The organism is Candidatus Paracaedibacter symbiosus, assembly GCF_000757605.1.
Taxonomy (GTDB): Bacteria; Pseudomonadota; Alphaproteobacteria; order Paracaedibacterales; family Paracaedibacteraceae; genus Paracaedibacter_A; species Paracaedibacter_A symbiosus.
Window position 1 is genome coordinate 75,606 of the sequence record NZ_JQAK01000001.1, and the last position, 14,695, is coordinate 90,300.

Annotated in this window: 18 protein-coding genes; all 18 read right to left on the reverse strand. The window is 41.4% G+C overall.

Features of this window, described 5'->3' with window-relative positions; genetic code table 11:
• Positions 1-35: 35 nt before the first annotated feature.
• Positions 36-926, reverse strand: a complete 891-nt coding sequence (locus tag IG80_RS0100370; protein WP_032112125.1) for a lysophospholipid acyltransferase family protein — start codon at positions 924-926, stop codon at positions 36-38.
• Between the two features lie 95 nt (positions 927-1,021).
• Complete coding sequence (rplI, locus tag IG80_RS0100375; protein WP_032112126.1) at positions 1,022-1,537, reverse strand: 50S ribosomal protein L9; 516 nt, start codon at positions 1,535-1,537, stop codon at positions 1,022-1,024.
• Positions 1,538-1,559: 22 nt separating this feature from the next.
• Positions 1,560-2,495: a DUF2232 domain-containing protein gene (locus IG80_RS0100380; RefSeq protein ID WP_084755985.1), complete on the reverse strand. Its 936-nt coding sequence runs from the start codon at positions 2,493-2,495 to the stop codon at positions 1,560-1,562.
• Positions 2,496-2,671: 176 nt separating this feature from the next.
• The gene (gene rpsR, locus IG80_RS0100385) at positions 2,672-2,944 is read right to left on the reverse strand and encodes a 30S ribosomal protein S18 (protein ID WP_032112128.1); all 273 of its coding nucleotides are present in this window, start codon (positions 2,942-2,944) and stop codon (positions 2,672-2,674) included.
• Positions 2,944-3,345: a 30S ribosomal protein S6 gene (gene rpsF / locus IG80_RS0100390; protein WP_032112129.1), complete on the reverse strand. Its 402-nt coding sequence runs from the start codon at positions 3,343-3,345 to the stop codon at positions 2,944-2,946. Before rpsF ends, rpsR begins: the two co-directional genes overlap by 1 nt.
• Before the next feature lie 337 nt (positions 3,346-3,682).
• The gene (lepB, locus tag IG80_RS0100395) at positions 3,683-4,414 is read right to left on the reverse strand and encodes a signal peptidase I (RefSeq protein WP_032112130.1); all 732 of its coding nucleotides are present in this window, start codon (positions 4,412-4,414) and stop codon (positions 3,683-3,685) included.
• A gap of 18 nt (positions 4,415-4,432) precedes the next feature.
• Complete coding sequence (gene acpS, locus IG80_RS0100400; protein ID WP_032112131.1) at positions 4,433-4,843, reverse strand: holo-ACP synthase; 411 nt, start codon at positions 4,841-4,843, stop codon at positions 4,433-4,435.
• A 7-nt stretch (positions 4,844-4,850) separates the two neighbouring features.
• Positions 4,851-6,995, reverse strand: a complete 2,145-nt coding sequence (locus IG80_RS0100405; protein WP_032112132.1) for a RelA/SpoT family protein — start codon at positions 6,993-6,995, stop codon at positions 4,851-4,853.
• Between the two features lie 264 nt (positions 6,996-7,259).
• Positions 7,260-7,628 (reverse strand): helix-turn-helix domain-containing protein, encoded by a 369-nt coding sequence (locus IG80_RS0100410; RefSeq protein WP_052045800.1) that lies wholly within the window; start codon positions 7,626-7,628, stop codon positions 7,260-7,262.
• 532 nt (positions 7,629-8,160) lie between these two features.
• Positions 8,161-8,832 (reverse strand): P-loop NTPase family protein, encoded by a 672-nt coding sequence (locus IG80_RS0100415; RefSeq protein ID WP_032112133.1) that lies wholly within the window; start codon positions 8,830-8,832, stop codon positions 8,161-8,163.
• Positions 8,829-9,950, reverse strand: coding sequence for an AI-2E family transporter (locus IG80_RS0100420; RefSeq protein WP_084755988.1), 1,122 nt, complete (start codon positions 9,948-9,950; stop codon positions 8,829-8,831). Before IG80_RS0100420 ends, IG80_RS0100415 begins: the two co-directional genes overlap by 4 nt.
• The gene (locus tag IG80_RS0100425; RefSeq protein ID WP_052045802.1) at positions 9,886-10,518 is read right to left on the reverse strand and encodes a CDP-alcohol phosphatidyltransferase family protein; all 633 of its coding nucleotides are present in this window, start codon (positions 10,516-10,518) and stop codon (positions 9,886-9,888) included. Before IG80_RS0100425 ends, IG80_RS0100420 begins: the two co-directional genes overlap by 65 nt.
• Before the next feature lie 453 nt (positions 10,519-10,971).
• Positions 10,972-11,394, reverse strand: coding sequence for a nucleoside-diphosphate kinase (gene ndk / locus IG80_RS0100435; protein WP_032112136.1), 423 nt, complete (start codon positions 11,392-11,394; stop codon positions 10,972-10,974).
• A gap of 28 nt (positions 11,395-11,422) precedes the next feature.
• Positions 11,423-12,691 carry a beta-ketoacyl-ACP synthase II gene (fabF, locus tag IG80_RS0100440; RefSeq protein WP_032112137.1) on the reverse strand — a complete coding sequence of 423 codons (1,269 nt, stop codon included), beginning with the start codon at positions 12,689-12,691 and terminating at the stop codon, positions 11,423-11,425.
• A 115-nt stretch (positions 12,692-12,806) separates the two neighbouring features.
• Positions 12,807-13,043, reverse strand: coding sequence for an acyl carrier protein (locus IG80_RS0100445; protein ID WP_032112138.1), 237 nt, complete (start codon positions 13,041-13,043; stop codon positions 12,807-12,809).
• A gap of 179 nt (positions 13,044-13,222) precedes the next feature.
• Positions 13,223-13,420 (reverse strand): hypothetical protein, encoded by a 198-nt coding sequence (locus IG80_RS0100450; protein ID WP_198027052.1) that lies wholly within the window; start codon positions 13,418-13,420, stop codon positions 13,223-13,225.
• Positions 13,413-14,441 carry an MFS transporter gene (locus IG80_RS0100455; RefSeq protein WP_075553128.1) on the reverse strand — a complete coding sequence of 343 codons (1,029 nt, stop codon included), beginning with the start codon at positions 14,439-14,441 and terminating at the stop codon, positions 13,413-13,415. Before IG80_RS0100455 ends, IG80_RS0100450 begins: the two co-directional genes overlap by 8 nt.
• Positions 14,360-14,671: an MFS transporter gene (locus IG80_RS15460; RefSeq protein ID WP_032112140.1), complete on the reverse strand. Its 312-nt coding sequence runs from the start codon at positions 14,669-14,671 to the stop codon at positions 14,360-14,362. The genes IG80_RS0100455 and IG80_RS15460 overlap by 82 nt, the downstream gene beginning before the upstream one ends.
• Positions 14,672-14,695 lie beyond the last annotated feature (24 nt).

Here is a 14,695-nt window from a genome sequence, read left to right on the forward strand (position 1 = left end):
TAGTATGCGGGTGATATACCTTATTAGTATAGCGGTTAATCTTGTTTCTGGTAAAATGGTTTTTCCCAACGTCTGTGAAACCAAAACCATTGTTCAGGTTTGTCGAGAATCCATTTTTCAAGTGTCTGGTTAATTTTCAGCAAAGTATCATAGGTAACTGTTGGAGAACTTTTGTCATATTCAATGGGAGGTTCCAAAAAAATATCAAAATCAATACTATTTTTTCTGATAATGCGGGCAGGAATAATTTCAGCATTTGAAAGTAACGCAAGTTTGATGACACCACTTGGCGTCATTGCATCTTTACCAAAGAAGGGAACAGCCACTCCCTCATTCATTTTTTGATCAACAAGTAACACCAGATTTTTGCCTTGACGCAAAATTCTCAAAGAATCTTTGCCGGCGGTAGATCCTTTTTTTATTTGGTGCTCAGTAATGTGACTCCGGAGTTTCAGAATCATCTCATTTACATAGGGATTATTCATCTGCCGATAGATCGGGTTTAGGGAAATACCCGCTTGACCCATGGCCCAAAGAGCAATTTCCCAATTTCCGTAATGGGCAGTGATAACAATTTTGGGACGATCATTTTGTTGGCTGTGCTCAATAATTTCTGGAGTTTTAATCGTTACCTTTAGATCAGATTCTTCATTCAATCTATCGAGAAAAAAATATTCCACAAAATTGCGGCCAAAATTCTCATCACATTTTTGAAGTATATCGTGTTCAGTTTTTTTATCGAGATTGGGAATAGCTTGGGCTAAGTTTTTTTGTTTGACACCATTTCTTACAAACTTAAGTAGAATACGTCCCACCCCACCCCCAATAGCAGAGGCTGTTTTTAAAGAAAAAAGACGGCAGAAAAGGCAAAAAATATAGATAAGAGAATATTCAAAAAGATAAAATATTTTTTTTTGAATTAACATTCTAGGTAATGTCCGATTTTATTTCATCAGAAAAAACCTCATTATGAGGCTTTTTCTATGAATAGGAAAAAAATGAGGCTATGGCTCGGGGAAGCTTAAGCTTCTTCTGATTGTTGAGGCTTTTGTTTCTTTGTTTTTTCTTCAGCAATTTTCAAAGCTGCTTCCTCAGCTGATTTAGCTATAACCACGTTAACTTCGACAATAACTTCAGGATGCAAGATAACATTGGCAATGTGTGCGCCAATTGTTTTAATAGGTGTTAACAATTTGATCTGTGCTTTAGTCACGGTAAAGCCAATGTTAAGAAGACCAGATGCAATATCGCTACTGCGAACTGACCCATAAAGGTGCCCCATTTCACTTGCTTGGCGAACAATACTAATATAGGCGCCCCTCATTTTGTCAGCAACATATTGAGCTTCGTCGCGACGTTTTAAGTTGTTAGCTTCTAACTGTGCTCTTTGAGTTTCAAAATGAGAGAGGTTCTCTTTTGTGGCGCGGATCGCTTTTTTCTTTGGCAACAAAAAGTTACGTGCGTAACCAGGTTTTACCATTACGATTTGGCCCATTTGACCGAGCTTTTCAATTCTTTCTAATAAAATGACTTGCATACTTTTTTAACTCCTAAAATCACTAGCTGCTTTTATTTGTATCTTTTTGTATTCTAAAAATTGGACCAAGCAACCCTAATAAAATAACTAACATTGCCGGCCAGATAAGAAGTATTGAAAGTATGATAGTAAATATCATCCACAATAGCCAATTTTCTAACCTGTTTAACCAACCATGTACAATGCTTAATCCATATAGATATAAAGGTAAGCAAGATAAAAGCAAAACATTTTTGCCAATAAAAGCAAACATTTCGTGTCGTGTCAATAGTAGCAATACACCGAATAAGAAAATAATGTCCCAAAACTTTGGCATTCGCAAGTCGTTAGCCAAGAAATAGGGCCGAATTTCAGGTGAGATGGATCCTAATAATCTCAATGTCACAATTATATTGATAATTAATGAGATTATCGTTGAGAGACACAAAAACGCAGGGAAAAGCTGTATAAATGATTCTGAAAGGTGAGATATACTATGGTTGGGTATATTTGCATTGCTAAGAGTTTTTATAAAGCTTGCCGCAGTTTGTTTTACGGTATCTGCATCAAAAATAAAGACCAAAGCAAAAACCATGAGACCTAAATAGACTAAACACACGCGTGAAACCGCAGCTCCTAAACCAAAGGAATTAGAATTGTTTTTTTGTTGAATGAGATGGGTTAAGTATAATGCTGGAAATAGGCTAGTGCAAAGGGTCAGGGAGGCAGGGATTGGTCCCGCTATGAGCGTATCAAGGCCAATGACAATAAGGCTGGAGACGAGACCATATTTGCTACCATGTATTAGGCTAACCAATAAAATGGGGGTTAACCAAAAATAGCTTAAGGCAAAGAAAATAATAAAGAAAAAAGGATAATGAAAAATAAAGGCGCTAGAAAATGAAAATGCGGCACTTATTAGACCGCATAATATAGATAATTGCAAAGGGCTGATTTCTAATATTTTATTTTTCATCATACTCTTCTATACCAAAGTAATCCGAGGAGGCGCAATTATACCAAAAAGATCTGAGACAATTTGGGTTTTGGCTGGACCCACAAGGCGCATACTCTTTAATGAGTGCCAAGGCAAAAATAAACCCAAAGATGCACAGGCACAGCCCAGCCCCTTTAGGTTATTTTTGGTATACAACATTAGTCGCTAACGTAAGGCATCAACGCTAAGAAGCGAGAACGCTTAATTGCAACAGAGAGTTCACGTTGTTTTTTAACGGAAACAGCACTGATGCGGCTTGGGATAATTTTGCCACGTTCAGAAATAAATTTTGAAAGGGTGCGAATGTCTTTATAGTCAATCTTCATCGCATTTTGACCAGAAAATGGACATGTCTTGCGACGACGGAAGAATTGACGGCGTACTTGGGGGCGACCAGTTTGGCCTTCATTATTATCGCGATTATAAGCCATTATACAGACTCCGTCTCTGTTGTGATTCCTACATCATCTTGATCTTCATCAAAGGAGCGGGGACGATCAATTTGGAAGTTCTTTTGTTGCATTAAAGGGGATGGATTTGGGTCCAAAGCTTCAACGCGAACTGTCAAATGACGCAATATGTTTTCATTCAACTTGATCAATCGTTCCATTTCAGCAATGCCTGCTGGAGAAGATTGAACGTTCATCAAAACGTAATGACCTTTTTTGTTCTTTTTAATTCGATAGGCAAGAGTGCGAAGACCACAAAACTCTGTTTTGCTAACTTCACCACCGTGATCGCGAATAATTTTTGTATAATCTTGCGCCAATGATTCAACCTGTGCAGGTGTGGAATCTTGACGAACAATGAAAACTGTTTCGTAAAAACTCATAACAACTCCTTATGGATGTTAACTTGGGTTCAAGCCACAGCCAAAAACTTGGCAAGGAGCCTAATTGTATCCTAATTTATAGATGCAAAATAGCTCACATTATAAATAGCTGAAAATGTTGGAGGTATTCAAGTAATTTTTTTAAGATCCGATGAATATACTGAAAATACCTAAAAAGGCCTATTTTTGAGTTTGCGTCTGTGGCTATCACGGCCCTATTTTGAGTTCTAATGAGGTTAAAATGCTTTACGGCTCAATTTTATGTTTGTGAGAGAACTCACTGTAAGAGGTGTTTATGGTAAAGTGGGGACTAGATTGCTCTATCCCCCCAAAAAAACTAATCAATCATTGTGAGGACGCGCTTAGGACGAATCCCACTGATCCAGGCATTTGGCTCAAACCATTTAGCCTCCGTTGAGAAGAAGATAACCTTAGCTGGCCCAATCAAGTACTCTTCCGGGATATAACCCACTTTGTCTAAAACCCGGCTATCTTGAGAGTTGTCGCGGTTATCGCCCATCATAAAATAATGCCCAGCGGGAACAATATACTCTTCTGTATTATCTAACGCTCCTTGACCAAAGGGGATTGCCTTTAGAATTTTGTGCTGCTTGCCATTGGGGAGCGTTTCAATATATTGGGGTACCACAATCAATTGTTGAGTTCGGTAATCAATCATTGGATAATCATCTGTTTTTTCAAGCTTTACTGGCTCTCCATTAATATGCAAAACCCCTGCTTTGACCTGAATACGGTCACCAGGCAGCCCGACCAGGCGTTTAATATAATCCATGGATGTATCTTTGGGATTGGTGAAAACAACGACTTCACCTACTTCAGGCTTGCGATTTTCAGCAATGCGATTAGAAAGAGGCGCAATCGCAAAGGGGAAAGAGTATTTACTAAACCCATAACTGTATTTGGTGACAAAAATATAATCGCCAACCATCAACGTTGGATACATGGATCCTGAAGGAATGTTGAAGGGTTGGAATAAAAATGTGCGAATGAGCAGAGCGAAAATAAGAGCCCACAATAAGCCTTTTATTTCCTTAATCGTCCTGTCCATATGAAAAATCCTTTCTTCTCAAATAGGTCTGTTTTTAGGTGTTGCAGATAGAATAGCAAACGCTTGAGCATAAGGCCACTCATCTGTAATAGTCAGGTGAACATGGCCATCCATTCCCATCGGAATGCGCTTTGCAAACTCTGTTTTAGCATTGTTGTGTAATAAAACTTGGGGCGGTTGATGTTCTTGGCGCGTGATTTCTATATCCGTCCAGGAAATACCGCGGGTTAGACCAGTGCCAAGAGCTTTTGCAACCGCTTCTTTTGCAGAAAAAAGCTTAGCAAAACTGGCAACTTGTTGATTGCGTTTGAGGATGCGAGCCTGTTCATTTTTTGTAAAAATGCGATCGAGAAATCGCTGGCCGTGCCGACCAATAGTTGCTTCGATACGGCGGCAGTCGCATAAATCATTCCCAATGCCAATAATCATATAGACCTTACATCCTATCAATAAAATTAGTGATGGGAAGAGTGCGAAGGCTGGCAATGATGCTGTTGATGTGCTCTACGTTTTTTACCTCTACATCGAGGATGAGATCCCAAAAATGGAGAGTTCTATTGGTAATTTTTAAATTCACAATATTGCCATTTTGTTTGCTGATCACTGTACTAAATGTAGCCAAAGATCCCTGTTTGTTAATGAAAGTTGCCTTCAGTCGGCCAACGAACTTATCATCTGGGGTCAAATAATCACCCCATGAAAGATCAAGCAGACGGTCGGTTTCCTTAAAGGTTTTAACCACATCACAATCCGTGGTGTGGATGGCAACTCCTTTTCCGGTTTTGACAATTCCAACAATTTTATCTCCGGGCAGCGGATGGCAGCACCCAGAAAAATGGACGGCCATTCCAGAAATCAACCCTTTAATTGAAATTGAACTGTCTTTATCTTTATTGATTGAGCTTTGCAATTTTTTCTTGGTAAGCTCTTCCTCCAAAGATGGTTTTTGCCCAGTTTTAAAATCAGGGAGCGCAATTTGAAGAACTTCGCGGGGTGTGTGAATTCCCTGACCAACAGCAGCGTATAAATCGTCGATATGTTGATATTTGAAATGACGGGCGACCCGCTCCATCCCTTTTTCAGTAAATTCAGCATTTTCGTGATTAAAAGCTTTTTGGACAATCGACTTGCCTAAGTTGGAGAATTGATCACGTTGCAGCAGGCGAACAAACTTACGGATTCTGGATCTTGCTTTTCCAGTAACGACAAATCGCTCCCAGGTAGGAGAGGGATTTTGCGTCTTGGAGGTGACTATATCAACCTGATCTCCATTATTGAGAACAGTGCGAAGGGGCATCAGCCGCCCATTAATTTTAACGGCAGTCGCATGATCACCAATAGCGGAGTGGACAGCATAGGCAAAGTCAATACTGGTAGCCCCCCTTGGAAGCGAGATTAAATCACCCTTTGGAGTAAAACAAAAAACCTGATCCTGAAACATCTCAAGGCGCGTATGCTCCATAAATTCTTCTGGATTGGTGGTTTGCTCCAAAATGTCAAGCAATCCGCGCAGCCAGGCATATTGTTTGCCATCATGGGAGAAGTCTTGCTTATACTGCCAGTGGGCTGCAATACCATACTCAGCGATGGAATGCATTTCTTTTGTGCGAATTTGAATCTCGATACGGCTATTAAACGGGCCAATGAGCCCAGTATGAAGCGATTGATAACCGTTGGGTTTGGGGGTGGAGATGTAATCTTTAAAGCGTCCCGGTAAGACAAGGTATTGATTATGCAAAGCGCCTAAGGCCTGGTAGCACTCAGCAATTGAGTTCACCACAATCCGAAATGCCATGATGTCAGAGAGTTGCTCAAAAGCAATTCTTTTGTGCTGCATTTTGTGCCAGATGGAGTAGGGTGTTTTTTGACGACCATTGACCACAGCTGTCATATGATGCTCTTTAAGAGCGCGCATGATGTCTTCAATGATTGCTTCAACTGTGTAATCAGCATTCTCATAGAGGAAGTTCAGACGGCTTTGCAATGATTCCCTTGCTTCAGGATTGAGGTAAGAAAAGGCAATGTCTTCTAGTTCATCCTTTAGTTTCTTCATCCCCATCCGTTCAGCAAGGGGGGCATAGATGTCCATTGTCTCCCGAGAAATGCGACGCTTTTTCTCATCCGAAGTGATATAGTGGAGCGTGCGCATGTTGTGAAGCCGGTCAGCTAGCTTAATAATCAGAACGCGGATGTCCGATGACATGGCAAGCACAAGCTTGCGGAAATTTTCAGCTTGCTTGGTGTGTTCGGATTGCAATTCCAGCTGTGAAAGTTTGGTAACGCCATCGACAAGATGGGCGATATCTGGGCCAAACCGTTCCTTGATTTCCTCAAAAGAAACAAGTGTATCTTCAATGGTATCATGTAAAAAACCGGTGATCACCGATTGATGATCCATCCTCAGGTCGGTAAGGATTTGGGAGACTGCCAGAGGATGGGTGAAGTAAGGATCTCCCGAAGCGCGCAGCTGCGAGCCATGTGCTTTCATGGAAAAATCATAAGCATCCCGCACAAGTTTCTCATTGGTTGAGGGATCTTGTGCTTTCAGCTTTTCCAGAAGATCATCAAACTGTCGGTTCATAATATTACTTTTAGTGTGGTGACTAAGCTTTTACACACCTAGATAGGCATGAGAGGACCTATACTATGATCGCCTAAAATCCACCAGAAAGCAATGGAATTAATGGGCAATTATATTCACACTCCTTGCAGAAGCCGATTTCTAAATTTAGATCTACGGCTGGCTCGACCCACTCGTGACGACTCTATTTTGAGTATAGCGTCAACTTGACACAAGGAGTGATGGGTTTTAGTCAGTTCTCTGGCTGCTATACTATCTTTTTTTCTATAAGTTCTCCAGATCGCAGAGGATTACTTCAAGATTTAAGAATTCTATTTTGACCTTTTTACCTTTCATATTAGCACAAGTAACAACTAATTCTTGGCCTTTGGAAAGGGAGGCCTCTCCCTCCAGACCTTCATAAAAGAAATCAAGCGATACAAACAAAATCTTAGATAATTCATAAAGTCGGCTGGCGGGGATACGGTCGACTCCTTTCTCATACTTATGAATTTGCTGACCAGTTATGCCCATTTTACCGGCGATATCACTTTGCTTTAATTTTAAACAAATGCGTCGTTCTCGTATTTTATTTCCTACATGAGTTTCGATACTAGCCGAGAGCTTTTTGAGATCTGTTAAGGTATTTGTCATGCTTATTCTCCCTTATCATGGTTGCTCTGCAAATTTCTTGAAAGAATTAGACTATTCCCTCAATTATTAGCCTCATCATAAGCTAAAAACGTCTCAAAATCATCTGTGGCGATTAGGTACAGGGAATCAATTTATTATGTCGAACGCAGGCTGTGTTAACCAAACTGCTTATCCATGTGTCACAAATTGGGGAAAACAATGGCTTGCTTCATGGACAAAAAAACTTTGCTTCTTCGTGTATAGAATCTTTGAGTGGCAACGATTCACCTTTTTGTGGGCTTCCGAAAAGAACGTTTTAAGTAATAAGCGTTGGTTTGTTTTTGCCCCAGCTATTAATGTATCTTGGCTACAATGCTTTTCGCCTAATTAACAAATATGTCATAGGTATTCAGCGGTGTTTGCCAGGTGAAAGTAATTCTCTTATCTCTCATTGAGAAGTGAGAGATTTAAAGAAACCCTCAAAAGGGGGAGGTTGCCACACTCGCTCTCTTTGGTTCGCCATGATGAGTCCGAAAGGCGAGCAGATATAGACCTAACTTTGAGTTAAAACATCCCGCACGAGGGGGAGGGAAAAGGTGCGTTGCTGACGGAGCAATACATCGTTTACTTTTAAAATAAGTGAATCAAGGGCAGCATAGGATCTCTCAATCCGATTTAAGACATAGTGAGATATATCCTCAAAATCATCAGGCAAGAAGATGCCTAAATTCTCCAGGCGTTGGCGAAAAATCTTTTTTAAGAGTACTTCCTCAGGTTGACCAATCGTAATTGATAAAATTGATCGCATGCGTGATCGCAAGTCGGGTAAGGTAAACAAGAATTGACCAGGTGAATGTTGACCGCAGAAAAGAACATCGGCCTCATGTTCTTTCGTCAGATTATAAAAGTGAAATAGCCAGTTTTCGTCCCGAATTTCATCATAATTATCGACAATAAAGGTTGATCCTTTTTGGATTGATAAGTCTGGATTCTGTTGTAAGTCAGCCTCTGAAATAAAATAAGCATTGCTTTTTGCCTGAAACCATCGCGCCAAATGCGTCTTGCCACTGGCGGATTCACCATGAATTGTGACATGTTTCACCGGCCATTCCGGCCAACGCTTGATCCACGTGGCGGCTTCCCAATTGCTGTCTCCCACAACAAAATTATCCATCGGTTCTTTGGGGGGAAGCGGAAGGGGCAGGATGAGCTGTTGAAACGTCATTGACCAATGCTCCCGCCCCCACTGTAAAACCTTGATGTTTTATACCATTGCAAAAGAATACGTACAATCACACCCAAAACGGCCGCCACAGGAAGGGCAACTATAACCCCCAAAAAACCAAACCAAGTGGCTGAGGCAAGCAAAGCAAAGATAATCCATACAGGGTGTAAGCCGACTTTATCGCCAATCAAACGGGGAGAGATAACATTCCCTTCAATAGCTCCAATTGCAACAAAGGTTACAATAACAAGAAGAATCTGGTGCCAGCTTTCAAAGTTAGCAAGACTGATCGCGAGGGTTGCTGTGAGGCCGGTAAACATCCCCACATAAGGAATAAAGGACATAAGGCCTGTCATTATTCCTAAAAAGAACCCATGGGGGACCCCAATCGCCCAAAGCGAAATTGAATACATCACCATCAAAATAAGGCAGACCAATCCTTGTCCTTTGGCAAAGGCGGAGAGCGTCGTATCAATTCTCCTGGCGTAAAAGCGGACGGTGGCCCGCTGCTTTAAAGGAATGCATTGATCAAGGTGATCTACTAACTTGGGCCAATCTTTTAACAAATAAAACATAATAATGGGCGTAAGGATGACCAGCGACAGAATGTTAGCTAAAGCCAATCCGTTCGTTAAAATGTTCGTTATAATTTTGATTGACCAATTAATAATGTCGCCCATATGGCTGGTGACTTGGGCTTTGACCTCCGCTGCTGAAGGAGTTCCTAATTCTGCAGCGCTTTTTTCTAGGAATGGTTTCATCACGGAAGCCCAATTTTCGACAACCGCCGGCATACTTCTAGCGAGAATAAAAAGCTCACGCTGGAGGAGAGGCAAAAAGACGATGACGAGTAGGGCGAAGCTAATCAAAACTCCGAGAATAACTATCGCGCTGCCCAAGCCTCGGGAAATATGATATTTTTCTAAACCAATCACCAAATGGTTAAAGGCATAGGCACCGATGAGTCCCATAAAAAAGGGAAACAAAATCGCACTTAAAGAGTTTAAAATGTAAAAGGCGACGGCGGTTACTATTAACCCTAGCCAAAAAGTTTTATTTTGGGACATTGGATCCTCGTCCATAGAGGTGATATAGCTGCTTAATAAAGTATAATCCATATTCGCATCCAGACCAAATAGTGGTTAGAGCAGCTGCGTAAATTAAGAGAGCAATAAGGCCAGTTTGGGCAAATTTTGGAATCAACAGACCGTAATAATCTGTTTGGGCAACCAGAACCGCGCCTACGAGGACGATTTGTACGCAGGTATTAACCTTGCTACTCCATACTGGAGTCAAGCGAATCGGTGATCTAAATAAAACGGTGAAAAAACTACATAATAAAATGAGTCCATCACGACTAATCACTAAAATAACAAGCCATAGGGGAAGTTTTGCCGCAAGACCGAGCGTGAAGTATGCAATAAACATCAACGCTTTATCGGCAATAGGGTCAAAAATCCGCCCAAATTTACTTGATACATGCCACCGTCTCGCGAGGTAACCGTCTATCCCATCAGAAATCCCGGCAAAGACAAAACATAAAAACGCAGAGCCGAAAAAACCCTTCATAATTAAGACATAGGTCAGCGGTGTCGCAAATAGACGCAACAGTGTTATGAGATTAGGTAGATGCCGATAAATCCCTGTTTTTTTGCAGGGTGCTGGATTTTCAGGTATATAGGACATTTATTCTTTTTCAATTTTCTAAAAGGTCAAGTTTATTACTCGCTACTCAAACACCTGATCTCATTTTTGTCACTGCGAGCCTTCCATAGAAGGTATGGCAATCTTCTTGCTCTATTCTCAAGGAGATTACCACGCTGCTTTATTCCACGCAATCACAATGGAGTGGCCAATAGCGACAAGTATTGAGTTTACTTTACCTTTTTTTGATAAGAAAACTAAAGGAAAAGTTTTTCTCGTTATTCCTAAAATGCCAAAGATTAGTCTTACTTTTCCCCCTATTCACCAGGATGAATCTCTGTAGAATTGCTTAAAAAGGATAGCCCAGGAAGTATGTTTTTTGCTTCAGTGTTGTGAAGATTAGGGCAGGCAGAGTCTAAAATGGGAAACATAGAATTTTTTGAAAGAAAGAAGGGAGAGAGTTTTGTGAGCAAGATGCCCACAAAACTTGAGAGCTTAAGCAGCAATTTCGATTTTGCTGAAGAAGAAAGCAATTTCGATAGCGGCATTGTCAAGAGAATCTGATCCATGAACAGAGTTTGCTTCAATGGATTCCGCAAATTCACGACGAATCGTTCCTTCATCAGCGTTTGCTGGGTTTGTTGCGCCCATTACCTCGCGGTAGCGTGCGACTGCATTTTCACCTTCTAAAGCCTGAACCACAACGGGGCCAGAAATCATGAAATCAACCAATTCACCAAAGAAAGCGCGTTCTTTGTGCACAGCGTAAAATGCTTCAGCTTGTTGCTTTGTCAATTGTAGACGCTTTTGCGCGATGATTTTCAAGCCTGCGTCTTCGATCTTGGCATTAATTTTGCCGGTAAGATTACGACGTGTTGCATCAGGTTTAATAATAGAAAGTGTTTGTTCGACTGTCATGATAATTCCTTAAATTTTGCTTTAATAGTTAGATCGCTCTTAGAATAAGAGAGGCGTTTGTGCCTCCAAAACCAAATGAGTTAGAAACAATTGTTTTAATCTTGCGTTCTTTTGCTTGATTAGGAACAAAGTCAAGATCACATCCTTCAGATGGATTGCTCAGGTTAAGTGTTGGCGGAGCAACTTGATCACGGATTGCTAAAATGCTGAAAATGGCCTCAATACTGCCGGCAGCACCCAGTAAGTGACCAATAGCTGATTTTGTTGAGGACATCGAGAGTTTGTAAGCATGATCACCAAAAGCCCGCTTAACAGCTTTCACTTCGATCGCATCACCAACAGGAGTCGAGGTGCCGTGCGCGTTAATGTAATCCACTTCTTCAGGATTAATTTTTGCATTTCGTAAAGCTGCTTTCATCGCGCGGTAAGCTCCACCGCCATCTTCAGCGGGGGAAGTAATATGATGTGCATCGCCCGAGAGGCCGTAGCCGATGACTTCAGCATAAATTTTAGCGCCGCGCTTTTTAGCGTGTTCGTATTCTTCAAGAACAACTATCCCTGAACCTTCTCCCATAACAAAGCCATCACGACCTTGATCCCATGGGCGAGAAGCTGTTTCAGGTGTATCATTATAGCTGGTTGACAGAGCGCGAGCTGCACAAAATCCGGCCATTCCGAGGCGACAGACGGCAGCTTCAGTCCCACCAGCAACCATCACATTGGCATCACCGAACATAATTAAACGTGCAGCATCCCCAATGGCATGAGCGCCAGTAGCACAAGCAGTGACAACGGCGTGGTTTGGGCCCATAAACTTATGTTTAATGGAGACATGACCTGAGGCCAAGTTGATTAAAGAAGCTGGAATAAAAAAAGGAGTAACACGGCGTGGACCTGATGCATTAAGCGTCATGGAAACTCTGTCAATTTCAGGTAACCCACCAATACCTGCGCCGATCATAACACCGGTCATTTCGCGGTCATCATCAGTTTGTGGTGCCCAGCCAGAATCAGCAATCGCTTGATCAGCCGCCGCAACGGCATAAAGGATGAAATCATCAACTTTACGTTGTTCTTTAGGCTCCATATAAAGGTCTGCATTGAAGAGCCCTTGACCGCGTGCCTCAGTTTGCCCGCGTGGCACCATCCCAGCAATTTTAGCTGGAATATCCGACACGTCAAACTCGGTGATTGGCCTAATGCCTGATTTGCCGGCAATCAGCTTTTCCCAAGTCGGAATGACACCATCTGCAAGGGGGGAAACCATTCCAATTCCTGTGACAACAACTCGACGCATAAAAATCTCTCAATAATTTTAAGTTCGTAAAGTGGAAAAAGCCAAATCCTATAAACTAAGACCATGACTCACCGTGGATCAGATTACTGGATAAGGCTTATAATTAACAGCAATATTATTGAGCGTTTGCTTCAATATATGCAATAGCATCTTTAACTGTAGCGAGCTTTTCTGCTGCGGTTTCTGGGATTTCAATGCCGAATTCCTCTTCAAACTTCATAACGAGTTCAACTGTATCAAGGCTGTCGGCGCCCAAGTCATCAACAAAGCTTGCATTTTCAGCAACTTTTGCTTCATCTACACCAAGATGCTCAACAATGATCTGTTTAACGCGTTCATTAATATTGCTCATAATAACCTCAGTTAAAGTTTTATTTTAAATTTCTCTCGAACACTAATTAACCTGATTTTACTCAAAACACAAGTGCTCATTCATAATTTTTTTAACCTATTGTTTTTATTAAAATTTTTGGCTGGACATATGCCAAATAAGTTAAGTTTTTAAATAAAAGTTTTAACAAACTCGCTTCTTCACAATCCGTGATTAATGAAGTTTTTTCCCATTCGGAGTGAGAGGATCTGCAAATTCAGACAACCAATTACTTTTTTACCCACAAGCTGTTGGAGCGTATAATGTTGAGTAATTTGAGCAGATGTTTGTTTTTCACCAATCTCAGCCCCAAAATCCACCCATACCTTATAAGAGGGATTTCGTGTAGACTTATACATTAAGTACTTTAGTTTTTCGAATAGGAATGAGTGTCGCGATGACTAAGCACCCTAAGACACAGGCAATCAGCACTGCAAAACCACTTTGATATTCATATTGGCCATAGAGTCTTTCGCCTTGCTCATTTAAGTGACCTTGCCAACTATAATCCATGACGAGTCCGACAATATTCTGAAGAATAGAACCACCCAACATCACAATACAATTCACAAATCCCGTCACTGTTCCTGCGATAGTTGGAGAGACAGACTCGCATGCATTGGTAAAGCAAAGCATCTCAGTGCCAGCAAAAAAACCAGTGAGAAATAGAAGGGCAGAGACTATCCAAAGGGAAGAGCCTTGACTGCCATAGATAAATAAAGTTAGGCTAATAGTGATCACACTAAGGCCGAGTAGGATGAATTTCTTTCTTTCTAACAATGAATCACTTAGGAAAGGAATTAAGATACTGCCGACACATAACCCGACGTAAATGAGAGACGTGAGTTGGGCAGCTTCTGGACGGCTGAGTTTAAATGCCTGCATGCAAAAAGCAACCCCCCACAGATCCGCAATCACAGAAACGCACGCGTAAATACCCAGGGCAACAAAGGCGTTAATCCAGCAGTTACGCTTTTTAAAAATGGTGCGAATGATGTCAGTCATCCCCCTGGTGGAGATACTATCAGTATTGATGTCAGCAGTTTTTTCACTCAGGAAGAAATAGTTTATTGTCCAAATGAAAAGGCCAAGCATACTTAAAAATACAAAAACACCTTTCCACGAGGTAAGTTCAAGGAGATAAGCAATAGGGGCACCACCATTGAGGGCACCAATGGTGCCAGCTGTCATGGTGAAGCCAAAAATGCGCGCTTGCCACTTAACGCCAAACCAACTCAGGGCAACTTTTGTCAGGCATAAGAAAGCGCAGGCTGAACCAGCGCCCATCAAAATGCGGCTCAGTAAGGCAAGCCAATAATTTTCCATAAAGCTAAAGCCCAACGCGCCAAGCGAGCAGAAAAAATAGAGGCCAAAATACATACTCTGGCGCCGTATTTATCAGCAAAAATGCCAGCTGGAATTTGCATCAAACTATAGGCGTACATGGCTGAGGCAGTTAAAAAGGCAAAGCTTGCCGCGTCCAAATGGAAAGACAGCATAATATCATCAACCATCACACTTGGTGAGACACGTAGCACAAATTGGTAAATGTAAAAGAGGGCCGCACATAGACAAATTAAATAAGGCCTGAAAGAAAATAACATACTCATAATAAACCTCTAATAGACTTAGCG